Raw genomic sequence first — 15,233 nt, 5'->3', positions numbered from 1 at the left:
GGACGCGTTTTATGATTCACTCCAGGGCATGGTTGCCACCGCCCAGGATGCTGTTCCGGACGATATCGGCGCGCTGAGAGCAGCGCTGACCGCGGCGCTGGCCAGAGCCGAAGACGAGGCGGCGCGCGCTGCGCTGGTCGAGGCCGAACTGGCGGTCGCTAGGGCCAAGGCATCGGATGATGCGGCGCTGATCGCGCATCAGCATCTGACGATCCGGAAGCTGCAGCGGGCGCTGCATGGTCAGAGTTCTGAACGCTCAGCCCCGCCTGCACGACCAAATGGAGCTCACCTTCGAGGAGCTCGAGAGCACGGCGACGGAAGACGAGATCGCCGCCGAACAGGCCGCAGCTCGCACCACCGAGGTGGCGCCTTATGTGCGCAAACGACCGGCGCGCCAGCCATTTCCCGAGCATCTGCCACGCGAACGCGTGGTCGAGCCGGCGCCGACAGCTTGCCACTGCTGCGGCGGTGATCGGCTGCGCAAGCTCGGTGAGGACATCACCGAGACGCTAGAGGTGGTGCCGCGGAAATGGAAGGTGATCCAACACGTGCGGGAGAAGTTCACCTGCCGCGACTGCGAGCGATCAGCCAGGCTCCGGCGCCTTTCCACGCCACCCCGCGCGGCTGGGCCGGTCCCGGCCTGCTGGCGATGATCCTGTTCGAGAAGTTCGGACAGCATCAGCCGCTCAACCGCCAGGCTGAACGCTATGCGCGCGAAGGCGTGCCGCTCAGCCTGTCGACGCTCGCCGACCAGGTCGGCGCCGGCGCCGCGGCGCTGATGCTGCTGTTCAAGCGGCTCGAAGCCCATGTGCTGGCCGCTTCACGTCTGCACGGCGACGACACGACGGTTCCGGTCCTGGCCAAGGGCAAGACCGATACCGGCCGATTATGGACGTATGTGCGCGATGACCGACTGTTCGGCGGCGCCGATCCGCCGGCGGCGGTGTTCTATTATTCCCGCGATCGTCGAGGGGAACATCCCGCGGCGCATCTCGCCGGCTGGAGCGGTATTCTGCAGGCCGGTGCCTTTGGCGGTTATGGCGAGCTCTATGCGACGGGTCGTCAGCCGACGCCTGTTTTGGAAGCCAGCTGTTGGGCTCACAGCCGGCGCAAAGTGTTCGAGCTGGCTGATATCGAAGCGGCGGCGCAAGAAGGCGCGCGGCGACAAGCCCAATCTGGTCTATCCGCTAGCGGTGGAAGCCGTGAAGCGCATCGATGCCCTGTTCGATATCGAGCGCGCGATCAACGGCCTGTCGCCGGCCCAACGCCACGCCGTGCGCCAGGAGCGGAGCGTGCCGCTGGTCACCGAGCTCGAGCGCTGGATGATCGAGACGCGCGACAAGCTCTCGCGCGGGCACGACCTGACCAAGGCCTTCAACTACATGCTGCGCCGCTGGTCATCCTTCATCCGGTTCCTCGACGATGGCCGGATTTGCCTATCGAACAATGCAGCCGAGCGAGCCCTGCGCGGCATCGCTCTCGGCAGAAAGTCCTGGCTGTTCTGCGGTTCCGATCGCGGCGGACAGCGCGCTGCCATTCTCTACAGCCTGATCGTCAGCGCCAAGATGAATGATATCGACCCTCAGGTTTGGCTCGCCGACGTCCTCGCCCGACTGCCCGCCTATCCGGCTCATCACATCGATGACTTGCTGCCGTGGAATTGGAGATCCGCAAAACTGCGGCCCCAACCAGCGGCGGCCTGATCATGCAGCGCAATAAGGTGCATCACGTCTACACCGTCGAACGTGTCGCCAGGGACCTCGGCGTCAGCGAAGCGCTCATTCAGGAACTGACCCTCGGTCTCGAGCCCGAGGACGGCGTCATCTGGGTGTACGGCGCCCAATGATGACGACGGGATCTTGGCATTCACCGATGAAGGCATCGAGGAAGTCAAACTCCTCCTCGAAGAATATCATCGCGTCTCCCCATCGAGCTCTTGACCCCAGCACCGCGGTGCTCAGGTGCTCATGGCCGCCGGATACGCACGTCTGCGATCTTCACCGGACGCGTACACTTTATCTGACAGACGGTGTCGTGGTGGATTGATTCCAACACTTGGTGCCCGCGTTTGACTGCTGCGATGATCTCACCGGGATCTGCTTTCCAGACGAACGGCCGCGGGTCGTGAAGCGGTTGATGCCGCCTGCAGGTCGACGACGGAATGGAAGACGCCGTGTTTGTCTCCTTCGTGTCAGTTTGGCGAAGAAGCCCCCGACAGCGTTGAGCCATGAACATGACGTTGGAACGAAGTCGAAGGTCCATCGCGGATGTCTTGCCAGCCGGGCGCGGGCCTTCGGCGCTTATGGGTCGCGTAGTTGTCGAGAATGACGTGGACTGCCCTATCCTTCGGCAGTCGCGCCTCAATCACGTTGAGGAAACGGATGAACTCCTGATGCCGGTGTCGCTGCATGTTGCGGCCGATCACCGAGCCGTCGAGAACATTGAGAGCAGCAAACAGGCGGTGGTCCCGTGGCGCTTGTAATCATGGGTCATCATGCCACCCCGCCCCTGGATCTGGCTTTTTTCATCGACGGAAAGAACAATGGCATGGCCGGCGGCGAGACGAAGAGCCCAACGACATCATGCAGTTTCTCCGCAAAGGCCTTGTCATTCGACAGTTTGAACCTGCGCCAGCGGTGCGCTGCAAGACCATGCTCGTGCCATATCTTGACGACGAAGAGGCTGCGATCCCCACCGCCTTTGCCGTCGCGCGAACGGTCCAGTGTGTGGCCTCGTGCTTGGGCGTTTCCAGCGTCAGCGCGATCACCTGATCGCACCAGTTCGGGATTCGGTGGCGCAATGCCTGGCGGGCGGCTCTTGTGCGCAAAGGCCATCCACGCCTTCGGCCATAAAGCGCTCCTGCCATCGCCACACGCAGGTCTTCGATTTGCCGGTAGCCTCCATAATGACCACAGTCCCAACCCGTCATAGCTCATCAGAATGATCTTCGCCGCCACGCATGCTTCTGCGGCGAACCGCGCTCTGCCACAATGGCTTCGAGCCGGATCCTGTCGTTGCAGTGGCGTCAAATGGAATACCGATGCGCATGCCCAATCGTTGCACATGCGAAACCCGATGGGAATCCAACATCGGACTCCTTTGTATCGACCAATTCACTAGGCTGAAGCTTGAGCCGAGGCCGGGCGGAGTGGTCAGGGATCGCAGCGCACGGCCTCGGCGTTGGAAAGGACCCTAACATGACCAAGGACCAAAAGATCATCCGCGCCAAGGTGGGGCTGCTGGAGCTGGCCAAACAGCTCGGCAATGTCAGCCTGGCCTGCATGATGATGGGCTGTTCGCGCGACAGCTTCCACCGCTTCAAGGAGCTTTACGAGACCGGCGGCGAACTGGCACTGCAGGAACTGACGCGCTGGAAGCCGCCGTTGGCCAACCGCACGCCGCCCGAGGTCGAGGTGATCATTCTCGAGCTGACGCTGGAATATCCCGCGTATGGGGTAGACCCGCATCGCCAACGAGATGCGCAAGCTCGGGCACTCGGTCTCGCCGTCGGGCGTCCGCCGGGTGTGGCAGCGTCACGATCTGGAGAAGATGAAGAGGCGGCTGAAGGCGCTGGAGGCCAAGGTCGCCCAGGACGGTATCGTGCTCACCGAGGGCCAATTGGCGGCGCTGGAAAAGGCCAAGCTGGACAAGGCGGCGCATGGTGAGTTCGAGAGTGAATGCCGGGGCTGTTGCGGCGGCCAGGACACTGCAAGACGCCGATCAGCGCCGCCGATCTCCTCAACGACCGCGTGGTGCCGTTCTTCGACGCCCACGAGGTGAAGCTAAGCCGGGTGCTGACCCACCGCGGCACCGAATATTGCGGCAATCCCGAACATCACGAGTACGAGCTCTATCTGGTGGTCGAGGACGTGGATCACTCCCGCACCAAGACCAAGAACCTGGACCAATGGCATCGTTGAACGCTTCCACAAGACGGTGCTGGACGAGTTCTACGGGTTCCCCTTCAGGAAGAAGATCTACGGCTCGATCGAGGAGCTGCAGGCCGATCTGGATGAACGGGTCAGAAGTTACAATGAGCAGCGCCCACATCAGGGCCGCTGGTGCTTCGGCAAGACGCCGATGCAGACCTTCCTTGACACCGCCCCGGTGGGGAAGGACAAAATGATCGCTGCCTGATCCTATCGGACAGGCAAAACCGACCATTCTCATACGCCAACTGTCGATCAAGTGCAAACTTCTATACTCTATTCTATTCGTCAATTGGCAGAGCCAATGATGCCTTGATTCGATCCATTACGACCATCGTTTTAAAGCCCTTGATATCGGGGTGCTCATGAAAAAAGCGACGGGTAAATGCCTCGTACTCAACCATGTCACGCACGGAAATTGCGAGCACAAAATCGGCCTCACCTGTCACGTAATATCCGTTCATAATCTCGGGCGTGCGCCGGATCGCTTGTTTGAAACGATCGATGATATCAGCGCGATCACGCTCTAAAGTGATAGAGGCTAGCATGAGCATTGGCCTACCGATCGCTTCTGGCGAGATAACAGCGACATCTGCCTGAATCACACGCGCATCTCGAAGTCGCTTCAATCGCCGCTGACATGCGGTTGCCGAAAGGCCTGCAAGTTCGCCCAATTCCTCGGTGGTAAGGCGGTTGTTACGCTGCACGGCAATAAGGAGTTTCCGATCAATTCGGTCCAAGTCTGGCGGCGGTATATGCAACATCAGGGGCTCCTCGCAGGAAAACTGCATGTTCTTGCTAATATTAGCCCAACTTCTGCGAGGTCTCGCTTATACCAATTCCATATATCTGTTATGCGCTGGCGATCTCCGGGTCGGCTGGCCAGGACGCGGACGCCCGTTCGACCCGGTGGCGGTGAGCGCGACCTGATCTTGGCCGGATTCTGCCGGTGAGGCCGTCCTTCGCCCTTGAAAAGGGATCATTTCAACTTCTCCGGATTCGCGCGTCATCGGATGGATCCACGCGAATGGATCGAAGCTTCCGCTAAGTTGCCCGGATCTTCGTTGGCAGTGGCGAAGGAGGTTGCGGTGATAGGCTGATGCCGAGGCTCGAAGTGGGTGCGCCGGTGCCCTTGGGCTCCTTCTAAGTTGCTTTGTCAGTCCGCAGTTCACACTGGCGCTCCGCGAGCTTCCCTACTTCCACCGATGCTGGCGGGCGGCATTCGACACGGTACTACGATGCTGACGTACGGCGCCCAGCACTACCCTCTCACCGAATTGCAGAACTCTAGGCGCACCGCCAGCAGATGGCCGTGCCGTCCTAGCAAACAATCAGAAAGGGCCTCACATTGCAGTGCCTGCCTTTTCAGTTCCTCTGATCCTGTCCAGCAGAGGGACAGTGCATGCAAGGTACCAAAAACGCCGGTTTCCTGCGCGACAAAGGAAACTTTGCGCAACTCGGTGACCTCTGGCTTGCTAGGGTGGAGCGCTTGCGGGCAAGGCTGAAGTTTCGCATTGACTCAAAAGGACTGCTGCTAAGTCTTATTCCAAGGAAAAAGATGATCTGTGAAAGCAAATACTGCAACGCCGTGTTGCGCAGCTGCGCAATCCGTTTTTCTGAGAAGAGATATGCAGAACAGCCTGCTGGTCGATCAATCAAAGCTGATTGGGGAACGCACGCTATGGCAATCTCGACCGCAGGCGCAGAGGCGGGGTCGTCACATATTTCGCTCGTTTATTAATTGGGGGGTTGGCGATGGATTTGATGGCGCAACTCATTAGGCACGTTATTAAATCGCGCACCGAGATAATACCTAAGGAGGCGATTGAACGCGCGAAGCTCTCCATCCTCGACACGCTTGCCAGCGCGATCGGCGGATCGGATGACCAGATCGCGCACTTCGCTCGTCGGCTGGGCGGCTTGTCCGGTGGCAAGGCAGAATGCACCGTCTGGGTTTCTGGAGAAAAGCTTCCTGCCTGCTTGGCCGTCCTTGTCAACGCCACGACGGCTAGAGCCATCGACTTTGATGATACCTACGAGCTTTGTATCAACGGCTGCCACGCCAGCGCGTACAATGTGCCGCCGGCGCTGGCGCTCGCGGAACGCGATCCTTCTATTACCGGAAGCGATTTGCTGGTCGCACTAGCGACGGCTATGGATCTGCACATGCGTCTTGCGCGTAGCGTGACGACCCATTCTTTGAAAACTGGCCGCGACAATATGGTCGCAGTCTGGGGCACCACCGCGGTTAGCACAAAATTGCTGCGGCTCGACGAACAGAAAACCAGGAATGCATTCGGCATCGCTTACGCCCACGCTGCCGGGGAAGTACAGATGTATGAGGAAGGCGCGCACACTGTGTCGCTGCAACAAGGATTGCGGGCTCGCTCGGGGGTGGAATCGGCCCTGTCAGCTATGGTGGGTTTCAACGGTCCGCGGGAGCCGTTCTTTGGTAAGTACGGCTTCTACAGAGCCTTCGAACCTAGCTACGACGTCGATTTGCTTATGGAGAAACTTGGTCAGGACTATGTGAACACTGAGATAAGCTTCAAAGCTTGGCCGGCCTGCAGGGCTATGCATCCCGGGATCGATGGACTGAAGCAATTGCGCGACAAGCACGGCTTCAAGGGGGAGGATATTGTCTCACTTGAGCTCGGGGTGAACCGTCTCGTCGCTGAGAGTTATGTGGTACAGCCGCGCGACCAAAAGTGGAACCCAAAGGACCCGGTCGTCGCGCGCTTCAGCCTGCCTTACGTCATCTCTGTCGCGGCGCAACACGGCAGAGTAGGAATCAGCGATTTCCGTCCGGAAGCATTTGAGGATCCGGCTGTGCGCCGGATCATGGCTGTCACGAAGATTGAAGTTGATCCAGAGATTGATCGTACTCACGGTCTGCATCAAAATTCGCCGACAGCAGTTACTGTGAAGCTAAGGGGCGGCGCAGAACATTTCATTCGGATTGACAAGCCATTTGGCCATCCGGACAATCCGGCTTCGCTCGTCGATGGCATGCGTAAACTCAAAACTTGCGCCGAAACGTCCATGTTGCCGTTCTCCGATACACAGATCGAGTTGATTGGGGAATTCGTCGACGACCTTGATAAGCGGCCCAAGTTGGCACCGCTATTCGAGCTGCTTGTTGGCGGTAAGTAGTCACGAACGTGCGAAATCAATGCTGGGTCTCGACCGCACTGGCTGCGCGCTTGCGATAATGGAGTTGCTAGCCGACGAAGCCAAGCGCAACCGCTCGCGGCCTCAGCACGGCATCGTCTTCGCTGAGAGTATCGTATTCAGAAAGCCGCTTAACCGAAGGTCGATCGGACGGACTTGAAGGTGCTGAAGAGATTCAACTCGACGTATGCGGGGCGACGGTTGCGCGTTTGAAGCCTACCCCGCAGTCGTCTGCTACTCCAGACGCAAGTTGCAATTCAATGAACTCATTATTCGTGTGGGCGCGATCAATGCTTCCTGGCCCGAGAACGATACCCAGATGCGATGGAAGAACCGTCGTCAATTCCAGGCCACCCTCGATAAGACTTACCGTCAAAGTTGGAGGGCTGACCAAAGGCTGGGTGCGCGAAGCGAGACTCTCGCCGTGTTCGTTGAGCGCCAAGATCATCTTTGCCATGCCTGAGATTGCATTGACTCCGAGGTGCGGCTTCGAAGTGTGAGCAGGGATACCCTGAACCTCGATTTGCCAGCGGACCGACCCTTTGTGGGCGACTACAAGCTCTAGCTCGGTTGGTTCACCAACAACCGCGGCATCATACGACTTACCGGAGAGAGCGATGGCGCGAGCCGATCTTGCGGTACTCTTCATCAATGCTGGCGGCAACGACAATTGTGGCATTCGGCTGACGGTCACCTAAGGTACTCAGGGCGATCATCATTGCAGAGAGGGAACCCTTTGTGTCGCAACTTCCCCTGCCGTAGAGTCGATTATCCTTCGATTCAGGAGAAAATGGATCGGAAGCCCAATTGTCAGTGGGCACCGTGTCCATGTGGGCCACAACGACTAGGGTCTTTGCCAGAGATCCAGCTCAAGAAATTTCGAGCGCCCGTCGACAACGTGCTGGAGTTCATAAGGCAAGTTTCGGTCCCGGCAAAACCTTTAAAGATATTCGGCGACCGCTGTTCTCCGCTGCCCCTGGGCGAAAGCGAAGGGGTCTACGCTTTCGATTTTGACAAGGTCTTGAAGAGCGCCACGGTATCTGAGCTTGGCGATGTCATAAACTCTCCTATCTGCTCGTGATCTGGCGCAGCTACTTCGACCATTTCTTGACCAGATCGACAACTTGGTCGACTTCCTCATCGCTGTTGTACAGATGGAGCGAGAACCGAAGGAGTCCTCGTCGCGTTGATGCAACGACTTTGTTTTCCGCGAGGTAGTTGTGTAGCGACGGAATGTAGGCGGCGACTTCTTGCGCTCCGCCGAGCGCATCGATGTCACCCACCGCTACAATACTCCCAGTGTGCTTGCCGGGAGGACCGCCACAGACAGGCAGTCCGGCTTGTAACAGCCCTGAAGCCAGTCGAGTTGCCAAGGATGTTACGTGCTTGTCGATTGCTTCAGTTCCGATCTCCAGCAGCTGCCCCAAGGACGCGTGGGCGGCAATCATGCCTGGGAAGTTGTAATGCCCGATGTCAAAACGAGGCGCCCCAGCCCGCAGCTTGGCGGCGTTGAGAATGGGAGCCGATTCTGGTGCGTTCCCGAGATCCACGCTAAAGCGAGCCAGGTAGGCTGGCTTTAGCTGATCTGCCCACTCCCGGCGGCAGTAGAGAAATCCCGATCCGTAGAGGCCCATCAATCCCTTCACAGTCGAGACGGCCAAACCATCTACTTCCAACCGGTTGACATCGGTATGGAGTATTCCGACCGACTGAGTCCCGTCCGCCAAAAGGAAGGCGCCATGACGCCTGCAGGCCTCCGCGATAGGTTGCGTGACTGTCCGGAAACCAGGAACCATCGTTGCGGTTGACAACGCCACAACGCGAGTGCTGGAATCAAGCGCATTGACAATCGCGTCTACGGGGATCGCGCCATTATCCGGCTCGATTACTTTGAGATCAATATCATGTAGAGCTTTGACTTGGAGCCACGGCAGGATGTTGTTTGCATGCTCAAGTCGAGGGCATAAGACAACGCTGTCGCCAGGTCGCCAGTCAATCGCGTTGGCAATTATGTTGATTCCCTCTGATGCGTTCTTTGTGATAGCAATTTCATCTTTATCTGCTCCAATAAATTGAGCAAATCTGGCGCGTGTCTTCTCGATGTCCGCCAGCTGGCTAAGCTCATCGTTTACACCGTGCAATCTGTTATTCAGATGATCCTCGAACGATCTTCTTGTAGTTCGAGATATCAGTCCTTGATTGGAAACGTCCATGTAAATAAAATCTCGCGTCGCTGGGAAATCGTCACGGATGCTGTTTAATGGAAGCATACTGCCGTTCATAATCATCGAGCCCGTCAATTGCGGTTTACCTTCGTCCAAACGCCGCGAACAGACTCCAAGCGCGAACGCGGCTAGCGACAGCGGGGAACTAGCTTCGTGTCTGCAGGGTTCATCATATCCGTCAGACGGCGGGAAATTCCCCCGATTTCTCGCCCATGTTGAGGATTTTCTGCATAGATGCGAATTGCATGCAGATTTTCGAGCCGGGAGGGAGCAGCCAATCGTGCGCGCAGGCACTTTGCATCGGGAGCCCGGGCCGCCAGTGCCTCGAGACAGTGGACCCGATGCCAGGCGGTGACGGCAGCCGCATTCATACCCGATCACAAGCTTGCCATCGCAACTGGCAGAACACTCCGACGCCCCCGCACTCGAGGCCGTGGCTGCCGGGTCCGAAGTGATCTAAGCCGGCGAGGGTCCAGGCTCCGGACTCGGGCACAACCCTCGCGCAGATTTCAGGCCCGCCGCACGTTTGCTAGACGTTTGGATCGTTGGGGGGTGGCTGCCGATGCAACAGCAATGTTGACGAGGACGGAGGCTTTTGAGCAATCAAGGCCAACTCAACGCAGGTTTCCTGCGCAAACTCGGAAACGATGGCAACGTTGTGCGCAGATCAGATGCTACGATACGCCGTCCAGCGCGAGGCGCGCCTCTTTATTCCGAAGGGCTCTTATGAAAGTTTCCGGCATAGACACCGTAAAGGTAGAAAAAGACCTGGGTGTTACTATCCAAGAGTATCAAAGAAGGCTCAAGGCGGTCCGCGAAGGCATTGCAGCCCGGGATCTGGACATCCTCGTGGTGACCATCCCCGAGAACATGCTTTACCTAAGCGGTTACAACACGCTCGGTTATGCCTCCGCCCAGTATCTGCTTATCCCGCTGCATGGGGAGCCCCTCCATATCACCCGTGGCATTGAAGAGGTGAATGTCCGGGGCTATTCGTGGATAGATAACAGTATCAGCTACATGGACCACGAGGCCCCGCTCGAGCTGCTCGCGGAAAGGCTGCGTAACCTGGGTTTTGCCAAGGCGAAGGTAGGGCTCGAGAAAAAGTCGTGGTTCTTCTCGATCGCCGATTATGAAGCACTCAAGACGCTTCTCCCTGACGTCCGTTTCGAAGATGGCTCGATGATTGTGGAGGCGGTCCGCGTCGTCAAATCCGATGTCGAAATAGACTATATCCGGCAGGCAGCGCGGATCGCTGAGGCCGGCATCGAAGCGTGCATCAACCAGATAAGGGCCGGCGTGAACGAGAATGAGATCGCCGCCGAAACCCAGCGCGTGTTCACGCTCAAGGGAAGTGAATACCCCGGCTACCCGCCTTTTGTGACGTCAGGCGTGCGCACGAGCTATGCGCATGGGACGTGGTTGGGCCGGCAGATTCAGCCGGGTGATCCTGTCTTCCTCGAATTGTCCGGCACTGTCCGCCGCTATAGTGCCGCGATCATGCGGGCTTCGGTGGTCAGTCCATCCAACCGTGAACTGGAGAAAATGGAGGACGTGGCAGGCATGCGCTGGAAAACATGCTCGACGGCATTCGTCCCGATCGCCCCCTCAGTGAGATCTGGGCCATCTGGTCGCAGACCGTCAACGATGGAGGCTATGAGGTCGTTTCAAGCGCACGGGGTATTCCATCGGCATCAGCTACCCGCCGGATTGGGGCGAAGGGCACATCCTGTCGTTTAAGCGAGGGGAAACGCGGATCCTCAAGCCCAATATGGTGTTCCATATCCCCTCGATGGTCAAGGCTTTCGGCTTTGCGGACGTCGGCACCAGCGAGACTGTTCGCGTGAGCGAAACTGGTTGCGAGATTGTGACGAACTACAAACGTCAGCTTTACGTCCGCTAAAACCAGACGCAGACTTCTAACCTTGTACCAGGCTGGGCCGATTGAGAACAACATCGGCGTGTTCCGATTGCGGCCCGGTTCGCTGCCAAGCCAGTAGACGCGTAATGTTGTTGCACCTCCAAACGTCGCTTCGTCCAACACTGCAGCAGTTGGCGAACGTGCGCGTGGTCCCGGTAAGTGCTTATGTCAGTCGGTTCTCCATCGCCCAAGTGAAACCTTTTTCACGGGCGGTGTGGCCTAGAGATCAAAGATAGGCCTGATGAGGGCTGAATTTCAGAAAATTAGCGATCTGCCGCCAAGTCGCGAAGCCATTGGCAGAAGTCAAAGGAGCATTTTGATGTCTCAGGAATTCGAAGATCTCAACCTCCGCGTTGCAGGCCAATCACAGTCCGATCCCGAGTCGTGGCAGCTCGATCCGACGCTGGGTGCGCCAATGATCCCAGCCGACGAGTGGTCTTTTTGGCCTTATAGCAAATGGACATACTCGCACGTAAGCGAATCGACGCGAACCGCCCGGGTGTGGCGCGGGCCAGGACCGGTCCTGCCGCTTCCAAGCCGGATCAGGGAGGATATCGGTGACATCGAAGTTGCGTCGAGCGACGGCCAGCGCGCCACGATCCGCGAATATCTCGAGCAGGACTATACTGACGGGTTTCTGATTTTGCACCAGGGCGAGATCGTGTTGCATGAATGGCATGGAACCGCATTCTCAACACATCGCCAGATCGGGTTCCAAGTCCATCACCGGGACGGTGTTCGGGATTCTAGTGCACCGTGGGCTTATTGACCCTGAAAGTCTGGTAACACGGTATCTGCCGGAACTGCAGGCGACCGCCTATCGCGGCGCCACGGTGCAGCACTTGCTGGACATGACTACGGGCGCGACGTACAAGGGGTCATGGTGCGTGCCACATACTGATTACTTCAACTACAGCGTAGCTTCAGGATATTTTGGCCCGCCGGAAGGACATCCAGATGCTCCAGCTAACATATGGCAGGCCATTCTGCGGATAACCGAGCAGGAGGCACCGCACGGCGCACGTTTCAAGTACTTTGACCCTAACATCGACGTGCTGGGGCTAATCATGCAGCGCGTATCCGGCAAGTTTCTGCCGGAGCTGTACAGCAGCGAATTGTGGGCTCCGATGGGGGCGGAGGAAGACGCCCGCCAAATCGTAGACAAATCCCGTTTTTCCCTGTCGTCCGGTGGATTTCAGGCCACACTTCGTGATTTTGCGCGCTTCGCGCTGCTGCATCTGCGCGGCGGCAGGCTCAACGGCAGGCAGATCGTTCCATCCGAATGGATCGAGGCTACAAGACGCCCTAAACCTCTTCTATTCGACATGTTTTTGCCCAACGGTTCTTATGCCGATGCCAGTGCAGACCTGCCCAATGGCGCTTACCACAATACTTTCTGGATTGAAGACCAAGAGAGAGGTGCCTACATCGCCTGGGGGTATGGTGGCCAGGTCATCTATATTGATCCGCAGGCGGACTTCGCAGCGGTGAAGCTCTCACACCAGCCTGGGCAATCACCGGTGAAGCGGGCACAGTGGCCTGACGAAGTTTACAGGCCCCCAAAGCCCTTCCGTTTGACGCGTTCGGAGCGATTCGCGCCATCCGAGATGCACTGTAAAGTTAAGATTTGTGTGACCGGTGCAGACCGTAGCGGTCCGGCGTGCAGCACCGCGGGTGGGGCAGGGTTCCCCACGAAGGTGAGCGGATTTTACCGATCGAGATCTAGCGCGGCCTAGACTGGTTATGACAGCCGTTGTTGCTGCCGGACTCCAGACAAGGGCGGTCCACCGGCAATGCGATGGACTCCGTGGAGGCGGCCAAATGCGTGGCGAAGGCCGCGCCTGGATAGTGTTTGGCGAGATTCTGCCCGATGCGCTGTGGCCGCCCGAAGTCGGCCCGCCCATTTCCTTCCCCGACCTCTTCCTGTCTGCCCTGTCCTTCCTTGGTTTTGCTGTGCAGCCCGCCATAAGCCGACCGCGGCAGAATGGTGAAAGAGAACAAAGATGGAATTGCTTTCGGCACTTCCGCTGCCCTTATCCCGGACCACCTCTCGCAGGGGAGGGGATGGCAATGCCAAAGGCCGTGATTACGCCCTTGTGACGGAAGCAGCCCCGTTACTGCAACAGGAATCTGCGGATCGAAGCAACCTTCTACTCGCCCGATTCAGGCGATTGCACAAAGTGCGCGGCAACAAAGTCTGTTGTGTCGCGCAGACGGCACTTCAGCCAGCGGGGCTTTGCTTGCAAACGAGGTCAATCGTCCTGGAGCCCGCGACAATGCTTTTAGCGGGCCAGCTGGCTTCGCCGGCGCAACACCGGGTGCGGGCGCAATCTCCTTGCCTGTAGAGCCTTGATGGGCCGCCAGCGATGCGCTGGGACCATGGCCGTTCCGCATTGCGAACGCGAAGCAGCACCTTGCTTGGACGGCCGCGCCATGCTGCTGCGAGGTAACCAGACTCACTACCGCTCAGTTGCATTGTCCACCCGTGACAAGAGAGCGCCCGCGGGCGCCTTGGCCGCATGGCGTCAGAATGGCCTGAATGTCCGTCCTGCCGACCGTGCGGTGCCTTCATGTTATCTGACGCTTGGTGCGTGCCGCCCTTGCAAAGGCGGACTGGTTTATCGTGACGCTATTTGTCAATCCGAAGCAGTTCAACAGCGGAGCGATCGCGCGGCCTACCCGCGAGCATCGCGACGCCGCCAAGCTCGACCTGCTCGGCGCCCATCTGCTCTACGCCCCGAACGGAGCGGACCTGTATCCGAAAGGTTTCGCCACCACGATCTCGTGGCGTGAAGTGAGTACGGGTTTATGCGGTGCATTCCGTCCCTGCCATTCCGAAGACGTGGCCATAGTTGCAAAACTCTTCCTGCAGACCGGCGCCGATGTCGCCCCTTTTTGCTTTCCAGCAGCTGCAGGTGGTACGCCGCATGGCGCACGAGTCTGCATTCCGCAACATCGTTGGTTGCCCTACTTTCGTGAACCTGGCGCTGGCTCGCGAAACGTGCGCATATCTCCGTCAGAGCGGTACGAAGCACCAGGTTTGCCGCCATTTCTTCTTCGAGGCCGCCGCACGCGTCGCCTTCGGAGTCCCGTCGAAGCGGCGCTCCGACGAGGCGCGGTCTGCGATTGCTGCGGCAGGCTCCGGCCGAATCGTATCTCGAACTCTCGGCTGGGGAGAGGACATTGCGCCGATGCAGGCGATGACAGCTGCTCGCGGCTACGTCGCCGGGCGACTAGCAGCTGATCGACAATGTCGAGATGCCTGGCCGGCTAGAAGGCTAGAAGTCAATCGCGCACGACGGAATGTGCAGCATGAGCCTGAGCTCGGCTTGCTGAGTCCGCCTCGGAACAGCCCGCGAGCCATCGTCGGCACCTTCACCATGTCACAGCGGCTGAAGAGAATTCCAAGGCCGTGCGCCCGACCGCGTGAGATTAAAAGCGAGGCAGTGCTTGGACTCCAACCCACCACGTCTTTATCACGCGCCGCGCGGGGGCCATCCACCGAGCAAACGTTGCTGTCGCTAGCGGCATGATCCCGGCCTTCTGGGCAGGCCGCCGTCGATTGATGCGTGGCCGGGATAGTGACTGAAGCCGCGGACGGCCTCACGCCGTCTTCTGCGTCACCAGTCCCAGTTCCTCGACCATCGCCTCGCGCATCAAAAACTTCTGCGGCTTGCCGGTCACCGTCATCGGCAATTCAGTGCGGAAGCGGATGTGGCGCGGGATCTTGTAATGGGCGATCTGGCCGGCGCAAAAGGCCTTGATCTCCTGCTCGGTGGCGGTCTGGCCCGGCTTGAGCACGATCCAGGCACAAAGCTCCTCGCCAAATTTCGGATCGGGGATGCCGAACACCTGCACTTCCCTGACCTTGGGGTGGCGGTAGAGAAATTCCTCGACCTCGCGCGGATAGACGTTCTCGCCGCCGCGGATGACCATATCCTTGACCCGGCCGACGATGTTGCAATAACCCTCGGCGTCGATGGTGGC

Annotated in this window: 15 protein-coding genes and 4 pseudogenes; 12 read left to right on the top strand and 7 right to left on the bottom strand. The window is 58.7% G+C overall.

What is annotated here, in order from left to right:
* Positions 1 to 16: 16 nt before the first annotated feature.
* The gene (locus tag AC0L28_RS23715) at positions 17 to 238 is read right to left on the bottom strand and encodes a hypothetical protein (protein ID WP_473480524.1); all 222 of its coding nucleotides are present in this window, start codon (positions 236 to 238) and stop codon (positions 17 to 19) included.
* On the opposite strand from AC0L28_RS23715, the gene AC0L28_RS23710 reads away from it, so the two are divergent.
* The 4 genes and pseudogenes from AC0L28_RS23710 to AC0L28_RS23695 all read left to right on the top strand — a co-directional run bounded on the left by AC0L28_RS23710 (position 237) and on the right by AC0L28_RS23695 (position 1,846).
* Positions 237 to 653, top strand: a complete 417-nt coding sequence (locus tag AC0L28_RS23710) for a transposase domain-containing protein (RefSeq protein ID WP_473480521.1) — start codon at positions 237 to 239, stop codon at positions 651 to 653. The genes AC0L28_RS23715 and AC0L28_RS23710 overlap by 2 nt on opposite strands.
* Positions 566 to 1,180, top strand: a pseudogene (tnpC, locus tag AC0L28_RS23705) (IS66 family transposase); the annotation flags it as partial. The gene AC0L28_RS23710 and the pseudogene tnpC, both read left to right, overlap by 88 nt.
* Before the next feature lie 13 nt (positions 1,181 to 1,193).
* Positions 1,194 to 1,703, top strand: coding sequence for an IS66 family transposase (locus tag AC0L28_RS23700; protein WP_473480716.1), 510 nt, complete (start codon positions 1,194 to 1,196; stop codon positions 1,701 to 1,703).
* A 2-nt stretch (positions 1,704 to 1,705) separates the two neighbouring features.
* Positions 1,706 to 1,846, top strand: a complete 141-nt coding sequence (locus AC0L28_RS23695) for a hypothetical protein (protein WP_473480519.1) — start codon at positions 1,706 to 1,708, stop codon at positions 1,844 to 1,846.
* A gap of 194 nt (positions 1,847 to 2,040) precedes the next feature.
* Here AC0L28_RS23695 and AC0L28_RS23690 read toward each other — a convergent pair.
* Positions 2,041 to 3,048, bottom strand: a pseudogene (locus AC0L28_RS23690) (IS630 family transposase); the annotation flags it as partial.
* Between the two features lie 149 nt (positions 3,049 to 3,197).
* On the opposite strand from AC0L28_RS23690, the pseudogene AC0L28_RS23685 reads away from it, so the two are divergent.
* Positions 3,198 to 4,137 (top strand): annotated as a pseudogene (locus AC0L28_RS23685) (integrase core domain-containing protein).
* Positions 4,138 to 4,210: 73 nt separating this feature from the next.
* Here the strand turns inward: AC0L28_RS23685 and AC0L28_RS23680 are convergent.
* The gene (locus AC0L28_RS23680; RefSeq protein WP_473480517.1) at positions 4,211 to 4,693 is read right to left on the bottom strand and encodes an Lrp/AsnC family transcriptional regulator; all 483 of its coding nucleotides are present in this window, start codon (positions 4,691 to 4,693) and stop codon (positions 4,211 to 4,213) included.
* A gap of 638 nt (positions 4,694 to 5,331) precedes the next feature.
* On the opposite strand from AC0L28_RS23680, the gene AC0L28_RS23675 reads away from it, so the two are divergent.
* Both AC0L28_RS23675 and AC0L28_RS23670 read left to right on the top strand, forming a co-directional pair.
* Positions 5,332 to 5,670 (top strand): hypothetical protein, encoded by a 339-nt coding sequence (locus AC0L28_RS23675; protein WP_473480515.1) that lies wholly within the window; start codon positions 5,332 to 5,334, stop codon positions 5,668 to 5,670.
* 14 nt (positions 5,671 to 5,684) lie between these two features.
* A complete protein-coding gene (locus tag AC0L28_RS23670; protein ID WP_473480513.1) occupies positions 5,685 to 7,082 on the top strand; it encodes an MmgE/PrpD family protein in 1,398 nt (465 codons plus the stop codon).
* 193 nt (positions 7,083 to 7,275) lie between these two features.
* Here the strand turns inward: AC0L28_RS23670 and AC0L28_RS23665 are convergent, their stop codons facing one another.
* The 3 genes from AC0L28_RS23665 to AC0L28_RS23655 form a co-directional block, all read right to left on the bottom strand.
* The gene (locus tag AC0L28_RS23665) at positions 7,276 to 7,794 is read right to left on the bottom strand and encodes a peptidase dimerization domain-containing protein (RefSeq protein ID WP_473480511.1); all 519 of its coding nucleotides are present in this window, start codon (positions 7,792 to 7,794) and stop codon (positions 7,276 to 7,278) included.
* Positions 7,703 to 7,930, bottom strand: coding sequence for a M20/M25/M40 family metallo-hydrolase (locus AC0L28_RS23660; protein ID WP_473480509.1), 228 nt, complete (start codon positions 7,928 to 7,930; stop codon positions 7,703 to 7,705). Before AC0L28_RS23660 ends, AC0L28_RS23665 begins: the two co-directional genes overlap by 92 nt.
* Positions 7,931 to 8,191: 261 nt before the next feature.
* On the bottom strand, positions 8,192 to 9,421 hold the full coding sequence (locus tag AC0L28_RS23655) for an aminotransferase class V-fold PLP-dependent enzyme (protein WP_473480507.1): 1,230 nt from the start codon (positions 9,419 to 9,421) through the stop codon (positions 8,192 to 8,194).
* 630 nt (positions 9,422 to 10,051) lie between these two features.
* Here AC0L28_RS23655 and AC0L28_RS23650 point away from each other — a divergent pair.
* The 5 genes and pseudogenes from AC0L28_RS23650 (at position 10,052) to AC0L28_RS23630 (ending at position 14,490) form a co-directional block, all read left to right on the top strand.
* Complete coding sequence (locus AC0L28_RS23650) at positions 10,052 to 11,065, top strand: M24 family metallopeptidase (protein ID WP_473480505.1); 1,014 nt, start codon at positions 10,052 to 10,054, stop codon at positions 11,063 to 11,065.
* Positions 11,066 to 11,487: 422 nt separating this feature from the next.
* Positions 11,488 to 12,015 carry a hypothetical protein gene (locus AC0L28_RS23645; protein ID WP_473480503.1) on the top strand — a complete coding sequence of 176 codons (528 nt, stop codon included), beginning with the start codon at positions 11,488 to 11,490 and terminating at the stop codon, positions 12,013 to 12,015.
* On the top strand, positions 11,915 to 12,982 hold the full coding sequence (locus AC0L28_RS23640; RefSeq protein WP_473480501.1) for a serine hydrolase domain-containing protein: 1,068 nt from the start codon (positions 11,915 to 11,917) through the stop codon (positions 12,980 to 12,982). The genes AC0L28_RS23645 and AC0L28_RS23640 overlap by 101 nt, the downstream gene beginning before the upstream one ends.
* Positions 12,983 to 13,044: 62 nt before the next feature.
* Positions 13,045 to 13,287 (top strand): annotated as a pseudogene (locus AC0L28_RS23635) (ABC transporter permease); the annotation flags it as partial.
* Positions 13,288 to 13,833: 546 nt separating this feature from the next.
* Positions 13,834 to 14,490 carry a pantoate--beta-alanine ligase gene (locus AC0L28_RS23630; protein ID WP_473480713.1) on the top strand — a complete coding sequence of 219 codons (657 nt, stop codon included), beginning with the start codon at positions 13,834 to 13,836 and terminating at the stop codon, positions 14,488 to 14,490.
* Positions 14,491 to 14,849: 359 nt separating this feature from the next.
* Here AC0L28_RS23630 and AC0L28_RS23625 read toward each other — a convergent pair.
* Positions 14,850 to 15,233, bottom strand: a 384-nt coding sequence (locus tag AC0L28_RS23625) for an AMP-binding enzyme (protein WP_473480499.1), incomplete at its 5' end; no start/stop codon positions are given.

The sequence above is a fragment of the Mesorhizobium sp. WSM4847 genome (assembly GCF_055811335.1).
Note: the sequence above shows the minus strand (reverse complement) of the source record. Positions and strands in the feature narration are given on the sequence as shown.

Excerpts from the sequence above, each read along its gene's own strand:
- AC0L28_RS23675 (WP_473480515.1), top strand. The coding sequence starts at position 5,332 with ATGCAAGGTACCAAAAACGCCGGTTTCCTGCGCGACAAAGGAAACTTT.
- AC0L28_RS23680 (WP_473480517.1), bottom strand. The coding sequence starts at position 4,693 with ATGTTGCATATACCGCCGCCAGACTTGGACCGAATTGATCGGAAACTC.
- AC0L28_RS23650 (WP_473480505.1), top strand. The coding sequence starts at position 10,052 with ATGAAAGTTTCCGGCATAGACACCGTAAAGGTAGAAAAAGACCTGGGT.
- AC0L28_RS23715 (WP_473480524.1), bottom strand. The coding sequence starts at position 238 with ATGCAGCGCCCGCTGCAGCTTCCGGATCGTCAGATGCTGATGCGCGAT.
- AC0L28_RS23695 (WP_473480519.1), top strand. The coding sequence starts at position 1,706 with ATGCAGCGCAATAAGGTGCATCACGTCTACACCGTCGAACGTGTCGCC.
- AC0L28_RS23670 (WP_473480513.1), top strand. The coding sequence starts at position 5,685 with ATGGATTTGATGGCGCAACTCATTAGGCACGTTATTAAATCGCGCACC.
- AC0L28_RS23660 (WP_473480509.1), bottom strand. The coding sequence starts at position 7,930 with ATGGACACGGTGCCCACTGACAATTGGGCTTCCGATCCATTTTCTCCT.
- AC0L28_RS23645 (WP_473480503.1), top strand. The coding sequence starts at position 11,488 with ATGAGGGCTGAATTTCAGAAAATTAGCGATCTGCCGCCAAGTCGCGAA.
- AC0L28_RS23640 (WP_473480501.1), top strand. The coding sequence starts at position 11,915 with ATGAATGGCATGGAACCGCATTCTCAACACATCGCCAGATCGGGTTCC.
- AC0L28_RS23710 (WP_473480521.1), top strand. The coding sequence starts at position 237 with ATGGTCAGAGTTCTGAACGCTCAGCCCCGCCTGCACGACCAAATGGAG.